Raw genomic sequence first — 14,632 nt, 5'->3', positions numbered from 1 at the left:
ATGACCGACGTCGCAGTCATCGGCTTGGCGTGCCGATTCCCCGGCTCAGCGAACCCCCGCGAGTTCTGGGAGCTGATCCGCGACGGGCGGGAAGCGACGCGGTTGCCCGGGGACGTCGCGGAGTTCGACGCCGACTTCTTCAACCTCTCGCCGCGCGAGGCGTGCGCGATGGACCCCCGCCAGCGATTGGCCCTCGAACTGACCTGGGAAGCCTTCGAGGACGCGTTCGTGGTGCCCGAAACGGTTCGCGGAGCCGCTGTTTCGGTGTATGTCGGTGCGATGGCCGACGACTACGCGGTGCTCACGCTGCGCGACATCGCCGACAACCTCGACCACCACTCGTTCGCCGGGATCGGCCGCGGGATGATCGCCAACCGAGTCTCGTACGCCTTCGGCTTGCGCGGACCCAGCATGACCGTCGACTCCGGCCAATCGTCCTCGCTGCTCGCCGTGCACCTCGCCTGCGCGGGCCTGCGCGCCGGCGAGTCGGCGCTGGCGATCGCCGGCGGGGTCCACCTGAACCTGGCCGACGAAACCGCAATGCTGGAGCGCGAATTCGGCGCGCTGTCGACGTCGGGGCACACCTACGCGTTCGATCGGCGCGCGGACGGCTACGTGCGTGGCGAGGGCGGGGGACTGGTGCTGCTGAAGCCGTTGCCGGCGGCCGTGCGCGACGGGGACCGCGTCCACGCGGTCATCCGCGGGAGCGCCGTGGGTAACGCCGGACACAGCGCCGCCGGCCAGACCGTGCCCTCGGTCCCCGGTGAGGTGGACGTGATCCGGCGGGCGCTCGCCGCCGCCGGCGTGGGCTGCGGCGACATCGACTACATCGAGGCGCACGGCACCGGCACCAAGGTCGGCGACGCGGTGGAGGCCCAGGCGCTGGGCGAGGTGTTCGGCGCGCGCGAGCGCCCGGTGCACGTCGGGTCGGTCAAGACCAACATCGGCCACGCCGGCGCCGCCGCCGGGGTAGCGGGCCTACTCAAAGCCATTCTGGCCGTGCGGCATTCGGTGCTGCCGGCAAGCCTCAACTACTCCGACGGCGATTCCCGACATCCGGGACTGCGGGTGAACACCGCCGCGCTGCCCTGGCCGGCGGTGGGACGCCCGCGCCGCGCCGGGGTGTCGTCCTTCGGGATGGGCGGCACCAACGCGCACGTCATCGTGGAACAGGCTCCGCCGCAACCGGATCCGCCCGCCGAACCGCACGAGCCGCCGCTCGCGTGGGTGCTGTCGGCACGTTCGGAGCGCGCCCTGGCCAACCAGGCCCGCCGGCTGTCGGCGTGGGTCGCCGAGCCCGGGCTGCACGCGGCGGACGTGGCGTGGTCGTTGGCGACGACCCGCTCGGTGTTCGAGCATCGGGCGGTCCTGGTCGGCGCCGACCCAAGTGCGCTGGCGCGCGCCCTGGCGGACGGGGGGGCGCCCCCCGGCGTGGTCGCCGGCCGAGCCGGGCCCGCGGCCAAGACGGCCTTCGTGTTCCCCGGCCAGGGCTCCCAATGGCCGGGGATGGGCCGCGAACTGCACCGGCGGTTCCCGGCCTTCGCGCGCGCCTTCGACGCGGCCGCAGCGGCGCTGGATCCCCACCTGCGGTCGCCGCTGCGCGCGGTGGTGTGGGGCACCGACGCGAAGCTGTTGCAGGACACCGAGTTCGCGCAACCGGCCTTGTTCGCGCTCGAGGTCGCCATGGCCGCGCTGTGGCGGTCGTGGGGGGTTGCGCCCGACGTGGTGCTGGGCCATTCGGTCGGTGAGATTGCGGCGGCGCATGTGGCCGGCGCGTTGTCGCTGGGCGACGCGGCGCGCATCGTGGCGGCGCGTGGCAGGCTGATGGCGGCGCTGCCCGGTGATGGAGTGATGGTGGCGGTGAGCGCCGGGGAGGCCGAGGTCGCCCCGCTGCTGGGCAATGGTGTCGGCATCGCGGCGGTCAACGGCCCCAATGCGGTGGTCCTGTCAGGTGAGCGCGCCGCGGTGGCCGCCGTGGCGGATCGGCTGGCGGACGGCGGTCGGCGGACGCATCGGCTGGCGGTGTCGCACGCGTTTCATTCGGCGCTTATGGAACCGATGCTCGACGAGTTCGGCCAGCGGGTCTCCGACGTTGTGCCGCGACAGCCGCGAATCTGCTTGATTTCCAACGTGTCCGGGGAGCCGGCCGGCCCAGGGTACGGGTCCGCGCGGTACTGGGTGGAGCACGTGCGCCGGCCGGTGCGGTTCCTCGACGGCGTGCGCGCCGCCGAGACCCTCGGGGTCACGGCGTTCGTGGAGGTGGGCCCGGGCGGCGGATTGAGCGCGGCGGTGGACCAGTCGCTGACCACCGAACGGCCGATCTCGGTGATCACCCTGCCCAAGGGCGAACCCGAGGTCGAGTCGCTGCTGACGGCGGCCGGACGGCTGTTCACCGCCGGGGCGTCCGTAGGCTGGCCGGCCGTGTTGGCTAACTCCGGGGGCCGCCGCGTCGACCTGCCGACGTACGGTTTTGCCCGCCAACGATTCTGGCTGGGCGGTGCACAGGATGCGCCGCCCGCCAACGTAACCCGGTCCCCAGACCTGGCCGGGCAGTTGCACGCCCTGGCCCTTGGGGAGCAACATCGGCGACTGGCCGAGCTGGTCTGCGAGCACGCGGCCGCCGTCGCGGGGCATCCGGACGGCCGGGCCATCGATCGCGACCGCGCCTTCGCCGACCTCGGCTTCGACTCGCTGACCGGGGTCGAACTGCGCAACCGGCTGACGACGGCGACCGGGCTGGCCCTGTCGCGAACCCTGATCTTCGACTATCCCACTCCCGCGGCGCTGGCCGACCATTTGCGTCAGCAGCTGTTCCGCGGGGAGGACCGGGAATCCGAGGAGGAAAGGGTGTGGTCCGCGCTACGCAGCATTCCCCTCGCCGAGCTGCGCAGAACCGGATTGCTCGACAAACTTCTCCTGCTCGCGCGCGGCGCGGAAAACGTTGTGGCCGAACCGGTCACCGATCTTATCGACGAGCTGAGCCCCGACGCCCTGATCGCGATGGCGCTGAAAAACCAGGACACCGAATGAACAAATCCCGTTGCAATAAGACACATGTCGAATACATCGAGCTTTTGCCGCATTACCGGCAACCGCTTAAACTCCGGAAATTGGCGAAAGTCCCATTCGAGCTGGGATGCAAGCAAAAGGGTCGGGCATGAGCGTCGTCGCGGGTGTATTCGGAGCATTGCCGCCGCATCGTTACAGCCAGGCCGAAATCACCGACCAGCTCGTGGGATTCCCCGCATTGACCGAACACGAGGAGATCGTGCGCCGGTTGCACGCCGCCGCCAAGGTCAACAGCCGCCACCTGGTCCTGCCGCTGGAGCGGTACTCGTCGCTCACCGATTTCGGTGAGGCGAACGAGGTCTTCATCGAACACGCCGTCGAACTCGGTTGCGAGGCGCTGCTCGGCGCGCTCGAGGAGGCCGGCCTGCAGCCGCAGGACATCGACATGATCGCCACCACCACGGTCACCGGGGTGGCGGTGCCGTCCCTCGACGCGCGGATCGCCGGGCGGCTCGGCCTGCGGCCGGATGTGCGCCGGGTGCCGCTGTTCGGGCTGGGCTGCGCGGCCGGGGCGGCGGGGGTGGGCCGGCTGCACGACTACCTGCGCGGCGCGCCGGACGGCGTCGCCGTCCTGGTGTCGGTCGAGCTGTGCTCGCTCACCTTCCCGGCGGTCAAGCCCACCGTGTCCGGGCTGGTGGGCACCGCCATGTTCGGCGACGGGGCGGCCGCCGTGGTCGCGGTCGGGGACGGTCGCGCCGAGCGGCTGAGCCCGAGCGGGCCCGACATCGTCGATTCCCGCAGCCGGCTCTATCCCGAGTCGCTGCACGTCATGGCCTGGAACGTCAGCTCGGCCGGGCTGCACCTGGTGATGTCGGCGGAGCTCACCAACTTCATCGACCGTTACCTGGCGGACGACGTCGGGCGATTCCTGAGCGCCCACGGGCTGACCAAGGACGACGTGGGCGCCTGGGTCGCCCATCCCGGCGGTCCCAAGGTGATCACCGCGATCGGCAACAGCCTCGAGCTGCCCCCGGACGCCCTCGAGCTGACTTGGCGCTCGCTGGGCGAGGTCGCGAACCTGTCCTCGGCGTCGGTGCTGCACATTTTGCGAGACACCATCGCGAAGCCGCCGCCCGGCGGGGGGCCCGGGCTGATGCTCGCGATGGGGCCGGGATTCAGCGCCGAGTTCGTGCTACTGCGCTGGCGCTAAGCGCCTCCGGCCGTCGGCCTAAGCCGGGCAACTATAGCCCTATGCAATTATTGCGCTAAGCAATAAAATTGTTGCCATCCCACCCTTCGACGCCCGCCGAGAGTAGTTGTTGTGCTGACACGACTCACGAACATGCCAGCCGGCATCCAGGCCCTGGAGGCGGCCGGGACCCTCACCGCGGACGACTACGGTCGCGTCTTCGCACCGATGATCCATCGGGCGCGCGCTGCCGGGCGGCGGATGCGGCTGCTCTACCAATTCGGCCCGGACTTCGACCGCATCACGCCGGGCGCGTTATGGGCGGACACCCGACTGGGGTCGGGTTACGTGCGGCTGCTCGATGGCTGCGCCGTTGTCAGCGACGTCGGCTGGATCCGGGAACCGTCGCGCGCCATCGCCGGGTTCATGCCGTGTCCGACGCGGGTGTTCGGTAACGACGAGCGCAACGACGCGGTCGCCTGGCTGGACTCCCTTCCGGCCCGCGCCGACGTGTCAGCCCGGGACATGGCCAAGGCCTACGTCGGTGGATCGTTCGCCGCGGCCGCCAGCCTGGGACGACTCCTCTTCTTCCCGGGCCGGGAGAACCGGCACCGGCCCGTCTGACCCAACTCCCCGTCTGACCCAACTCAAGGCGCCGCGGTCATTCGAGCAGCTCCGAGAGCTCCAGCCAGCGGCCCTCCATCGCGGCGACCTCGTCCTCGAGCCCGCGAAGCTCGCGGGTGAGCCGGGTCAGTCCGACGTGGTCGGACTGGTCGTGCTCGGCGAGCTCGTGGTGCTTGGCGGCGATCCGGTCCGCCAGCCGCGCGAGCTGGCGGTCGACCGCGGAGAGCTCCTTTTCGGCCGAACGCCGCTGCGCCCCGGACAACCCCGAGAGCTCCGGCGGCCGCGACGGCTCCGGGGGCCCAGACGCCGGCCTGGCCGCCAGCCGCAGGTACTCGTCGATGCCGCCGGGCAGGTGCCGCAGCTGCCCGTCGAGAACGGCGTACTGCTGATCGGTGATCCGCTCGAGCAGGTAGCGGTCGTGCGAGACGACGATCAGGGTCCCGGCCCACGAGTCGAGCAGGTCCTCCATCGCGGTGAGCATGTCGGTGTCGACGTCGTTGGTCGGTTCGTCGAGCAGCAACACGTTCGGCTCGGAGAGCAGCGTGAGCATCAGCTGCAACCGCCGCCGCTGCCCGCCGGAGAGTTCGCCGATGCGGGCCGAGAGCTGGCCGCGCCCGAAGCCGAGCCGCTCCAGCAGTTGGGTCGGCGTCACCTCGCGGCCCTCGACCTCGTAGCCGCCGCGCAGCCGGCCCAGCACGTCGGCGATGCGGTCGTCGGTGAGGCCGGCCAGGGCGTCGCCCTGCTGGTCGAGCACGGCCAGCTGAACGGTCTTGCCGCGCTTGACCCGTCCGCTGTCGGGCGTGATGGTCCCGGCGATCAGCCCCAGCAGCGTCGACTTCCCGGCGCCGTTGGCGCCGACGATGCCGGTGCGTTCGCCCGGGGCGATCCGCCACTCGACGTCCCGCAGCACAGGGCGCCCACCGAACGAGACCGACACGTCGAGCAGGTCGACGACGTCCTTGCCGAGCCGGGCGGTGGCCAGCTTGGCCAACTCGACGGGGTTGCGCAGCGGCGGCACGTCGGCGATCAGCTGGTTGGCCGCCTCGATGCGGAACTTGGGCTTGGACGTGCGCGCCGGGGCACCGCGACGCAGCCAGGCCAGCTCCTTGCGCATCAGGTTCTGCCGCTTGGCCTCCGCGGTGGCGGCCAGGCGGTCCCGTTCGACGCGCTGCAGGACATAGGCCGCGTAGCCGCCCTCGAACGGCTCGACGATCCCGTCGTGCACCTCCCACGTCGTGGTGGCGACCTCGTCGAGGAACCAGCGGTCGTGGGTCACCAGCAGCAGCCCACCGGTGTTGCGCGCCCAGCGCTGCTTGAGATGGTCGGCCAGCCAGGTGATTCCCTCGATGTCGAGATGGTTGGTGGGCTCGTCGAGGGCGATGACGTCCCACTCGCCGACCAGCAACCGGGCCAGCTGCACCCGCCGGCGCTGACCGCCGCTGAGCGTGGATATCGCTGCATCCCAAGCGATGTCGGAGACCAGGCCGCCGACGACGTCGCGGACCCGCGCGTCGCCGGCCCACTGGTGTTCGGCCGCTTCGCCGACCAGCGTCCAGCCGACCGTGTGGTCCGGGTCAAGGGTGTCGGCCTGGCTGAGCGCGCCGACCCGCAAGCCGGTGCGGCGGGTCACCCGGCCCGAATCCGGCCGCAGCTGGCCGGTGAGCAGCCGCAACAGGCTCGACTTCCCGTCTCCGTTGCGGCCGACGATGCCGATGCGCGCGCCGTCGTTCACGCCCAGCGTGACCGAATCGAATACCAGCTGGGTCGGATATTCGAGGCGGACGGCCTCGGCTCCCAATAGGTGCGCCACTGGCCCGACCCTACTGCGGCTACTCCAGGGTGAGCAGCGCCCGGTCGACTTCGCTCTGGGTCTCGGCCGATGCCTTGCTGGCCACCGCGTCCAGGAAGCGGCTGGCGAGGTCGCGCAGCTTCAGGTTGGTCTCCTGGGAGCGCCACACCAGGATGTCGAACGCCCGCTCGGCGGAGATGTCATAGGCGGCCATCAGCACCCCCTTGGCCTGCTCGATGCGGGCGCGGGCGTCGGCCACCGCCGACAGCACGTTGTTGATGTCGGTTTGCAGCGATTCGGTGACGTCGACGTAGAACCCGGACGTGCCGATCACGGTGCCGTGTTCGTCGAGCATCCGGTCGCCCGCGACGACGACGCAGAGGGTGCGGCCGCCGGTGTCGATGATGCGGTGCCGGCTGCTGAACGGCTTGCCCCGCATCACGCGGTCCAGGACGGCCGCGGCGCGCTCGCGGTCGTCGGGATGCTTGTGCTTGAGCAGCAGTTCCGTGGTGGGCTCCACCTGCCGCGGCTGGTAGCCGTGCATCCGCGCGACCGCGTCCGACCACTCCCAGCGCTCGCCGTCCAGGAAGAACCGGAACCGGCCGACGCGCTGCGGTTCGCCCAGCCCCAGCACCAAGTCGACCGCGCTCAAATCCTCTTCCACGGCTTCGGGCATCAGCGCCTCCGACGCGGCCGCCTCCCCGGTGCGCCTCTGAACGGCCTCGTCCTCGAAGTTCACGCTCATCGCGCTTGCCCTTCAGATCGGTAACTATGTCCCTCGCGTATCAATGCCCGCTTTTGCGGGGGTCCATGCACGGATCAGGCTTTCCGGTACGGCTCGGCGTCAGCCTGTTTGAATTCCAGCCCCAGCCCGGGCCGGTGCTGATCCGGCCGCAACGCGCCGCCGTCGGGGGGCAGGGCGCCGTCGAAGAGCATGTGCTCGATGCGGTGGTGATCGTGGAAGTACTCGAGGTGCCGCAGGTTGGGGATGGCGGTCGCCACGTGGGCGTGCAGGTTGGGTGCGCAGTGGCCGGACACGTCGACATTGTGGGCGGCTGCGACGGCCGCGGCGCGCAACCAGTCGGTGATGCCGCCGCAGCGGGTGACGTCGATCTGCAGGCAATCGACCGCCTGGGCGGTGAGCATCCGGTTGAAGTAAGCCAGGTCGTAGCCGTACTCGCCGGCGGCGACGTCGGGGGTCACCTGGTCGCGCACCTCGCGCAGCCCGGCGAGGTCGTCGGAGGAGACGGGTTCTTCGAACCAGGTGACGTCCTGGTCGGCCGCCGCGTGCGCGACCCGGATCGCCTGCTTGCGGCGGTAGCCGCCGTTGGCGTCGACGTAGAGTTCCACGTCGGGCCCGATCACGCTGCGCGACAAGGCGATTCGCTCGAGGTCGCGGCGCTCGTCGGACCCCCGCGACTCGCCGATCTTGATCTTGACGCGCGGAATCCTCCACTCCTTGACCCAGCGGTCCAATTGGGTGCGGGTCTGCCGCTCGTCGTAGGTGGTGAAGCCGCCGCTGCCGTAGATCGGGACCGCCTCGTGCGCCATGCCCAGCAGTCGGCAGACCGGCAGGCCGAGCAGCTTGCCCTTGAGGTCCCACAGGGCGGTGTCGAGGCCCGAGATCGCGCACGACACCAATCCAGGCCGGCCGTTGTTGCGCATCGCCCTGACCATCGCCTGCCATCCGCCGGTGATGTCCAGAGCGCTGTGTCCGGTCAGCGTGCCGGCCAGCGCCCCGGTGATCAAGGCCGCGCAAGCGCCGTCGGCGTACGTGTAGCCGATACCGCGCCGCCCGCCGGCCGTGACCTCTGCCAGCACCAGCGTGGTCGACGACCACGGCAGGGTGCCGTCGGCTTCCGGTGCGTCGGTAGGGATTTGGTAGACGTGGGCGGCGACGCCGTCGACGGGTGCGTCGACGCTCATCGTGCCCACCGGCGCGCCGCGAGCCACGCGCCCAGCCCGGCCGCGCCGAGCGCGCCGGTGCCGCTGACCACCGGGTGCTGCGACGCCCACAGTTGCGGGCTCATGGCGTGCGATTTGTCGTCGAACCCGCCGTGGGCGCCGCGGTCGCTGCCGGGCTCCTGGTCGAGCGGCCGCCAGAGGTTGTGCGGCCGCCCCGCGCCGACGCGCTCTTCGGTCTGCTGCGAGTCGTACCCGGTGCGGCCCAGGTAGCGGTCCAGCAGCGGTGCGACGAACTTCTGCGCCAACAGGGTCACCATGGTGGAATCGCCGACCCAATACTGTTTGCGCTGCGGGTGATCCGCCGCGTAGAGGACGCCGCGGGCGGCGACCTCGGGCTGGTATATCGGGGGCACCGGCTGCGGATGGCGGGGCAGCCGGGACAGCACCCAGGAGAACTGCGGGGTGTTGACCGCGGGCATCTGCACCACAGTCACCCGCACCCTAGAGTGCTCGTGCAGCAGCTCGCACCGCACCGATTCGGTGAACCCGTTGATGGCGTGCTTGGCGCCGCAGTACGCCGACTGCAGCGGGATGGACCGCTGGCTGAGCGCGGACCCGACCTGGACGATGGTGCCGCGGTCCCGCGGCCGCATCTTGGCCAGCGCAGCCATGGTGCCGTGCACGTACCCGAGGTACGACACGTCGGTGACACGCTTGAACTCCTCGGCGCTGATCTCGCTGAACGGCGCGAACACGGAGGTGAAGGCGACATTGACCCACACGTCGATGGGGCCGAAGGCAGCCTCGGTCTCGTCCGCGGCGGCGACGACGGCCGAGTGGTCGGCGACGTCGGTGGGGATGGCCAGCGCCTTGCCGCCGCCGGCTTCGACGTCGCGCGCCGCACCGTCCAGCCCGGCGGCGCCGCGGGCCAGCAGGGCCACGTTCGCCCCACGCTGCCCGAACAGTTGGGCGGTGGCGCGGCCGATTCCCGCGCTGGCTCCGGTGATCACCACGGTCTGTGTCATCGAAGTCCTCCTTTCGATCAGTCGTGGTGGATGGCGTCGCCGGCCAGGGTGGACGCGCATTCCAGCAGCAGCGCGTGCGCGAACGCCTGGGGAAGATTGCCGCGCAGCTGCCGCTGCCGGACGTCGTATTCCTCGCAGAACAATCCCGGCGGTCCGCAGGCGGCGCGGTTGCGCTCGAACCAGCGCGTCGCGCAATGACCGTGTCCCAGTTGGTGTTCGGCGAGCGCCATCATGAAGCCGCAGAGCAGGAAGGCGCCCTCGGCGTCGCCGAGGTCTCGCTCGTCGTGCCGGAAGCGATAGACGAACCCGTCGTCGCTGAGCTGTTGGCGGACGGCGTCCAGCGTGGCCCGGGTGCGCGGGTCGTCGGCCGGCACGGCCCCGCGCACGGGAGCCAGCAGCAGCGACGCGTCAGTGCCGCGCAGTCGCGGGCTGCGCTGCCAGTAGCCGCGCTGCGGGTGCAGGCTGCTGGCGGCGGTGTCGGCCAGTATCGCGTCGGCCAGCGGCGCGCAGGCGGCCACCTCGGGGCCGCCGCCGGCCACCTTGGCGATGGCGCGCAGTCCGGCCACACACGCCAGTCGGGACTGCGTCCAGTGCTCGTCGTCGATCTCCCAGATGCCCGCATCCGGTTCGCGCCAGCGCTTTTCAATCGCGTTGATGGCGGTCCGCGCGGCGCGCCAGCCCTCGACGTCGAGCCGGCCGGCGTGGCCCGCCCGGGCCAGCAGCTGCAGGGCCTCCCCGAAGACGTCGAGCTGGAATTGCTGGTTGACCCAGTTGCCAACCTTGTCGGTGCCCCCGGGATAGCCGGGCAGGTCGAGGTCTTCCTCGCCGGGCACGCAGTCGCCGGTGACGGTGTAGGCCGGCCTGAGGTCGGGTCCGTGCTCGAGCAGCCGGGCGCCGACGAAATCGACCGCGCTGTCCAGCAATTCGTGCGCCCCGACCGTCGCGGCGGCGATGCCGGCGTAGGCCTGATCGCGGATCCACGCGTAGCGGTAGTCGTAATTCCGGTTGGTGTGCGCGCGCTCCGGCAGGCTCATCGTCGCGGCGGCGACCATCCCGCCGCCGCCGCTGGTCAGCCCGCGCAGCACGGCATTGGAGTGACGCGCGTCCCGGGGGGCGATGGTGCAGTTGAGCTCGGGCATGCTGCGATGCCACGCGGCTTCGGTTGCGTCCCAGGTGGTGTCGGGATCGGGCGGACGGTCGGGGAGCGCGCGTTCGGAAAGCTCCAGCACGAAGTCGTGTTGACCGCCCTCGTCGACGGTGATCTCGCACGTGAGCAAATCGCCACGGCCGCGCGCCGCCTTGACCGAACGCACACCGCAGCCGCCGGCCCAGCGCCACCGCAAGGCTCCCGACTTTCCGCTCCACACCCCGTCGTCGACGCTCGGCTCGCCGGGTCCGCGCCGGCCGAACGCCGCGCTCGGCTGCAGCACCACCCGCGCGCCCGCGGTGCCGCGGCAGCCGATCAACCGGCGCAGCAGCACCACCCGATCGGGGTCGCCCGGAAAGGCAAGTGCCTCGCGGCATTCCACGATGCCGTCGCGGGTGATCCAGCGATTGCGCCAGATCAGGCTGCCCGGCTCGTAATAGCCGCCCCACACGTGCCGCACGTCGGTCGGGGTGATCGCGTAAATCCCGCCGCCCCCGATGAGGTTCGAGAACACCGCGTCGGAGTGCCAGCGCGGCGCGCACATCCACGCGACGTCGCCCTGCGGCCCGATCAGGGCACCGCGCTCCCCGTCGGCCAGCAGCGCGTACTCGCGCAACACCCGGGGCGAGAAGGTCGCCTCGACGTCGATCGGGCGGTCAGCCACGGACCCCCGCCTCCGCAGGCCGCCTCGCCGCGACGTCCGTGCCGATCTTCCCGGTCGCCATCCGCTCCGCGAGCCGCGACGCCAGCGCCATGATGGTCAGCGCCGGGTTCGCCGAGCCCTGCGTCGGACACACCGAGCCGTCGGCCAAGAACAGGTTCGGCACGCCCCACACCCGGTGATCGGAGTCCACCACGGAGTTGTCCGGCCGGCTGCCCATCCGGGCGCCGCCGATCAGGTGGGCGAACCGCTGGATGGTGAGCACGTCCTGGGCGCCGGCGGCGTGCAGGATGTCGCCGATCACCTTGGTGGAGTACGCGATGTTGGCCTTGTCGTTGTCGCACAGCGTGTAGTCGAACCGGGCCACCGGGATGCCGTAGGGGTCCCTCTCTTCGGCGAGGCTGACCCGGTTGTCCGGCTGCGGCAACAACTCGTTGAGCACTCCGATGGTCGCCCAGTGGTTGTAGTCGCGCATGTACTCCCGCAACGCGCGGCCCCAATGCCCCTCCGCGAGTACGTGTTCGGCCCATCCGATGGGCAGCGGCGAGACCGTCTGGATGGAGAAGCCGCGGGCGAACCCGCGCGACGGGTCCGTCTCGTAGAACTGCTCCGAGGACACCTCGGGAGGCGGGGCCTTGTACATCCGGAGCTCTTCGGGCCACCGCCCGGCGGATTGCGTGGCGCCCTGCACCATCACGTAGCGACCGACCTGGTCGTCGTTGTTGCCCAATCCATTCGGGAAGCGTTCGCTCGCCGAGTTCAGCAGCAGGCGCGGCGTTTCGATGGAGTAGCCGGCGATCGCGACGGCCTTGGCCCGCTGCAGCCGTTCTTTGCCGCCAGCCTCGTCGTAGTAGACGACCCCGCGGGCCGCGCCGGTGTCGTCGAGCTCGACGCGGGCGGCCATGCAGTTGGCGCGGATCTCCACCGCGTGTGCCAGCGCATCGGGCAGGTGGGTGACGAACGGGCTGGCCTTGGCCGCCACCTTGCAGCCCTGCAGGCAGTAGCCACGGTAGATGCAGTGCGGGCGGTTACCGAAAGTGCCGTTGACGATGCCGACGGGCCCGACTCGCATCTCGATGCCGAGCTGCATCGCCCCGCGCCAGAGCTTGGCGGCGGCGCCCGAAATGGGGTGTGGCGAGAAGGGGTAACGGTGCGGATAACCCCACGGCCAGTTCTGCCCGGCCACCGGCAACTCGAGCTCGATGCGCTCGTAGTGGCGGCGGATGGCCTCGTATTGGATCGGCCAGTCCGCCCCGACCCCGTCGAGGCTGTAAGTGCGAAAGTCGCTGGGATGGAACCGTGGGGTGTAGCCGGCGTAGTGGACCATCGAGCCGCCCACCCCGCGCCCGGAGTTGTTCTTGCCCAATTCGATCGGGTCGTCACCGCCGATGATGCGCTTCTGGGTCCAGTACAGGGAATGGGAGCCCGCCTCGTCGGAGACCCAGTCCTCGTCCGGGTGCCAGAACGGGCCCGCCTCGAGGATCACCACGCGCCACCCGGCGCGCGCCAGCCGTTGCGCCAGCACCGACCCGCCGGCGCCCGCACCGACCACCACCAGGTCCACCTCGTCGTCGTCGCGGTAGCGCTGCATGGTCTTTTCGCCGGGCAGGTCGCGCGAATGCACGTCGAGCAGGAACCGCGATTCGTTGTCCTTCGGTCCGATCGCTCCTCTCAGGAGCCCGCGGAGGCGGTCGCCCATCACAGCTCGTCCCGCTCGACCACGCGGACCGGGTCCTCGGCCGTGGCGCCCCGCTTCTCGAACGGCTCGCGGGCGGCGGCGGGACCGGTCGCACCGCCCAGGCGCATGAACCCGCGCGGGTAAGCGGGCCCGCCGAACCCAATCTCGTTCCACGCCCATGGGTGGGAGTAGAAGCCGGACAACGCCATTCGCATGCACACCGACCAAGCGCGTTTGACGTTCAGGCGTTCCCAGGCATCGCCCTGCAGGGCGCCCTGTGAGAACTGGTCGATGATCGCTTCGCGGGTGCCGGGGTCGGCGTCGGCGAACGACGCCTTGGCGTAGCGGCTGGACGCGGTCTCGTCGAGCCCCCGCAACACCAGCCGCCAGGTGTCGCGGTCGTCGGGCATGTCGGCGTATTGGTAGCCGTCGAGGCGACCGTCGGCCAGCTTGGAGTCGACGACCTCGGGCACCGGCACGCGCGGCTCGCGGTCCTGCGCCAGCACCGTGTCACAGAACGCGCGCAGGCACGGCTCCTCCTCGGCGGTGAAAAACCGCAGCGGGCCGGGCGGTTCCAGTCGAGCCAGCACCACCTTCTTGGTGGCCTTGTCCCAGGTGTCCGTCGTGTCCAGCACATCGAAATCCGGGTAACGGCCGATCATTTGGGGCGTGACGCCGCGGCGTTGCTCCGGTAGCCACGACGGGTGCGGCGGCTTGCGATCCGCGCGCAGGTTCGGGAGGTGATCGGGGCGAGAGGTGTCGGCCATCGTGGTCAGCCCCGGAACCGCTCGCGCCGCAGGATCGAGGCCAGCAGCCCCATCGCCCCGACCATGCACATCAGCCCGGGGGCCGCGATCGGTGGCCCCATGGGCACGTTGTAGGACGCGTTCTTCCACCCGCCCGGCTTGCGGGCGACGCCGCGCGCGTGCAGGTATTCACCCATCAGGCCGTTGGCGGTGTAGACCCCCGCGGTGATCGGCAGCCAGAGTTTGGCCCAGCGCCGGGAAAACACTCCGCCGATTCCGGCGACCACCACGGGCGGTGTCACCACGATCGGGCTCCACATCCACTTGTTGCCGAAGCTGGCCTTGTAGTGCTCGAAATAGATTTCCGCTGTCGTGACGACGGCCGCGATGGCCGTCAACCCGGACAGTGAGCGTTCGAAGCGGCCGTGCGCGACGTCGTACAGCGCCCGCTCGGCGAGGTGTTCTGCCTCGCCCGTGCGCCGACTGCCGCTGCCTAACAACAACATTGAGTTCCCTTCCTCGCTTTTTGCTTCATGCTCGCTTTTTGCTTCCTGTGAGTCAGCCGATCGGCTGCGCTCGCTGACCCACGCGGATGTGCGGGATGTATTGCGAAGCATCGCCGGGATGGGGTAGCCGTGCGCGGAGAAAGCCTGCCGCCGTCTTGTCCATGCGTCACCTCACTCCCGGGACGAAACACGCTCTGGCAACCAACGCGATGAAGGATCGCGATGACTGCCGAGAACTGCGTGCGCCCAGCTGCGTGTTTCAACCGAGGTGGTCCCGACGGCGCGTCGTGACCGAAGCGCATCGGCTGCGTACCCGATTCCTGCCGGTGTAAACAGTTCGATCGGTGTCGGGT

General features: G+C 70.5%; 11 protein-coding genes. 3 read left to right on the top strand and 8 right to left on the bottom strand.

What is annotated here, in order from left to right; genetic code table 11:
* From ACEL92_RS15010 to ACEL92_RS15000, 3 genes are all read left to right on the top strand, one after another.
* Complete coding sequence (locus ACEL92_RS15010) at positions 1-3,030, top strand: type I polyketide synthase (protein WP_374021534.1); 3,030 nt, start codon at positions 1-3, stop codon at positions 3,028-3,030.
* A 127-nt stretch (positions 3,031-3,157) separates the two neighbouring features.
* Positions 3,158-4,219 (top strand): type III polyketide synthase, encoded by a 1,062-nt coding sequence (locus tag ACEL92_RS15005; RefSeq protein ID WP_374021533.1) that lies wholly within the window; start codon positions 3,158-3,160, stop codon positions 4,217-4,219.
* Positions 4,220-4,330: 111 nt separating this feature from the next.
* A complete protein-coding gene (locus tag ACEL92_RS15000) occupies positions 4,331-4,822 on the top strand; it encodes an STAS/SEC14 domain-containing protein (RefSeq protein WP_374021532.1) in 492 nt (163 codons plus the stop codon).
* A 37-nt stretch (positions 4,823-4,859) separates the two neighbouring features.
* Here the strand turns inward: ACEL92_RS15000 and ACEL92_RS14995 are convergent, their stop codons facing one another.
* The 8 genes from ACEL92_RS14995 to ACEL92_RS14960 form a co-directional block, all read right to left on the bottom strand.
* A complete protein-coding gene (locus ACEL92_RS14995; protein ID WP_374021531.1) occupies positions 4,860-6,632 on the bottom strand; it encodes an ABC-F family ATP-binding cassette domain-containing protein in 1,773 nt (590 codons plus the stop codon).
* A 19-nt stretch (positions 6,633-6,651) separates the two neighbouring features.
* Entirely contained in the window at positions 6,652-7,356 is a 705-nt protein-coding gene (locus ACEL92_RS14990; protein ID WP_374021530.1) for a PAS and ANTAR domain-containing protein, read from the bottom strand.
* Between the two features lie 74 nt (positions 7,357-7,430).
* Positions 7,431-8,537, bottom strand: a complete 1,107-nt coding sequence (locus ACEL92_RS14985; RefSeq protein WP_374021529.1) for an enolase C-terminal domain-like protein — start codon at positions 8,535-8,537, stop codon at positions 7,431-7,433.
* Complete coding sequence (locus tag ACEL92_RS14980; protein WP_374021528.1) at positions 8,534-9,541, bottom strand: SDR family oxidoreductase; 1,008 nt, start codon at positions 9,539-9,541, stop codon at positions 8,534-8,536. Before ACEL92_RS14980 ends, ACEL92_RS14985 begins: the two co-directional genes overlap by 4 nt.
* 17 nt (positions 9,542-9,558) lie before the next feature.
* Entirely contained in the window at positions 9,559-11,352 is a 1,794-nt protein-coding gene (locus ACEL92_RS14975) for a glycoside hydrolase family 15 protein (RefSeq protein WP_374021527.1), read from the bottom strand.
* Positions 11,345-13,048 (bottom strand): GMC family oxidoreductase, encoded by a 1,704-nt coding sequence (locus ACEL92_RS14970; RefSeq protein WP_374021526.1) that lies wholly within the window; start codon positions 13,046-13,048, stop codon positions 11,345-11,347. Before ACEL92_RS14970 ends, ACEL92_RS14975 begins: the two co-directional genes overlap by 8 nt.
* On the bottom strand, positions 13,048-13,794 hold the full coding sequence (locus ACEL92_RS14965; RefSeq protein ID WP_374021525.1) for a gluconate 2-dehydrogenase subunit 3 family protein: 747 nt from the start codon (positions 13,792-13,794) through the stop codon (positions 13,048-13,050). The genes ACEL92_RS14970 and ACEL92_RS14965 overlap by 1 nt, the downstream gene beginning before the upstream one ends.
* Before the next feature lie 5 nt (positions 13,795-13,799).
* The gene (locus ACEL92_RS14960) at positions 13,800-14,279 is read right to left on the bottom strand and encodes a hypothetical protein (protein WP_374021524.1); all 480 of its coding nucleotides are present in this window, start codon (positions 14,277-14,279) and stop codon (positions 13,800-13,802) included.
* Positions 14,280-14,632 lie beyond the last annotated feature (353 nt).

This window comes from Mycobacterium hainanense (assembly GCF_041890355.1).
In the GTDB taxonomy this organism is placed as follows: domain Bacteria; phylum Actinomycetota; class Actinomycetes; order Mycobacteriales; family Mycobacteriaceae; genus Mycobacterium; species Mycobacterium hainanense.
The sequence above is the reverse complement of the archived record's forward strand: the minus strand, read 5'-3'. Positions and strand labels throughout refer to the sequence as shown.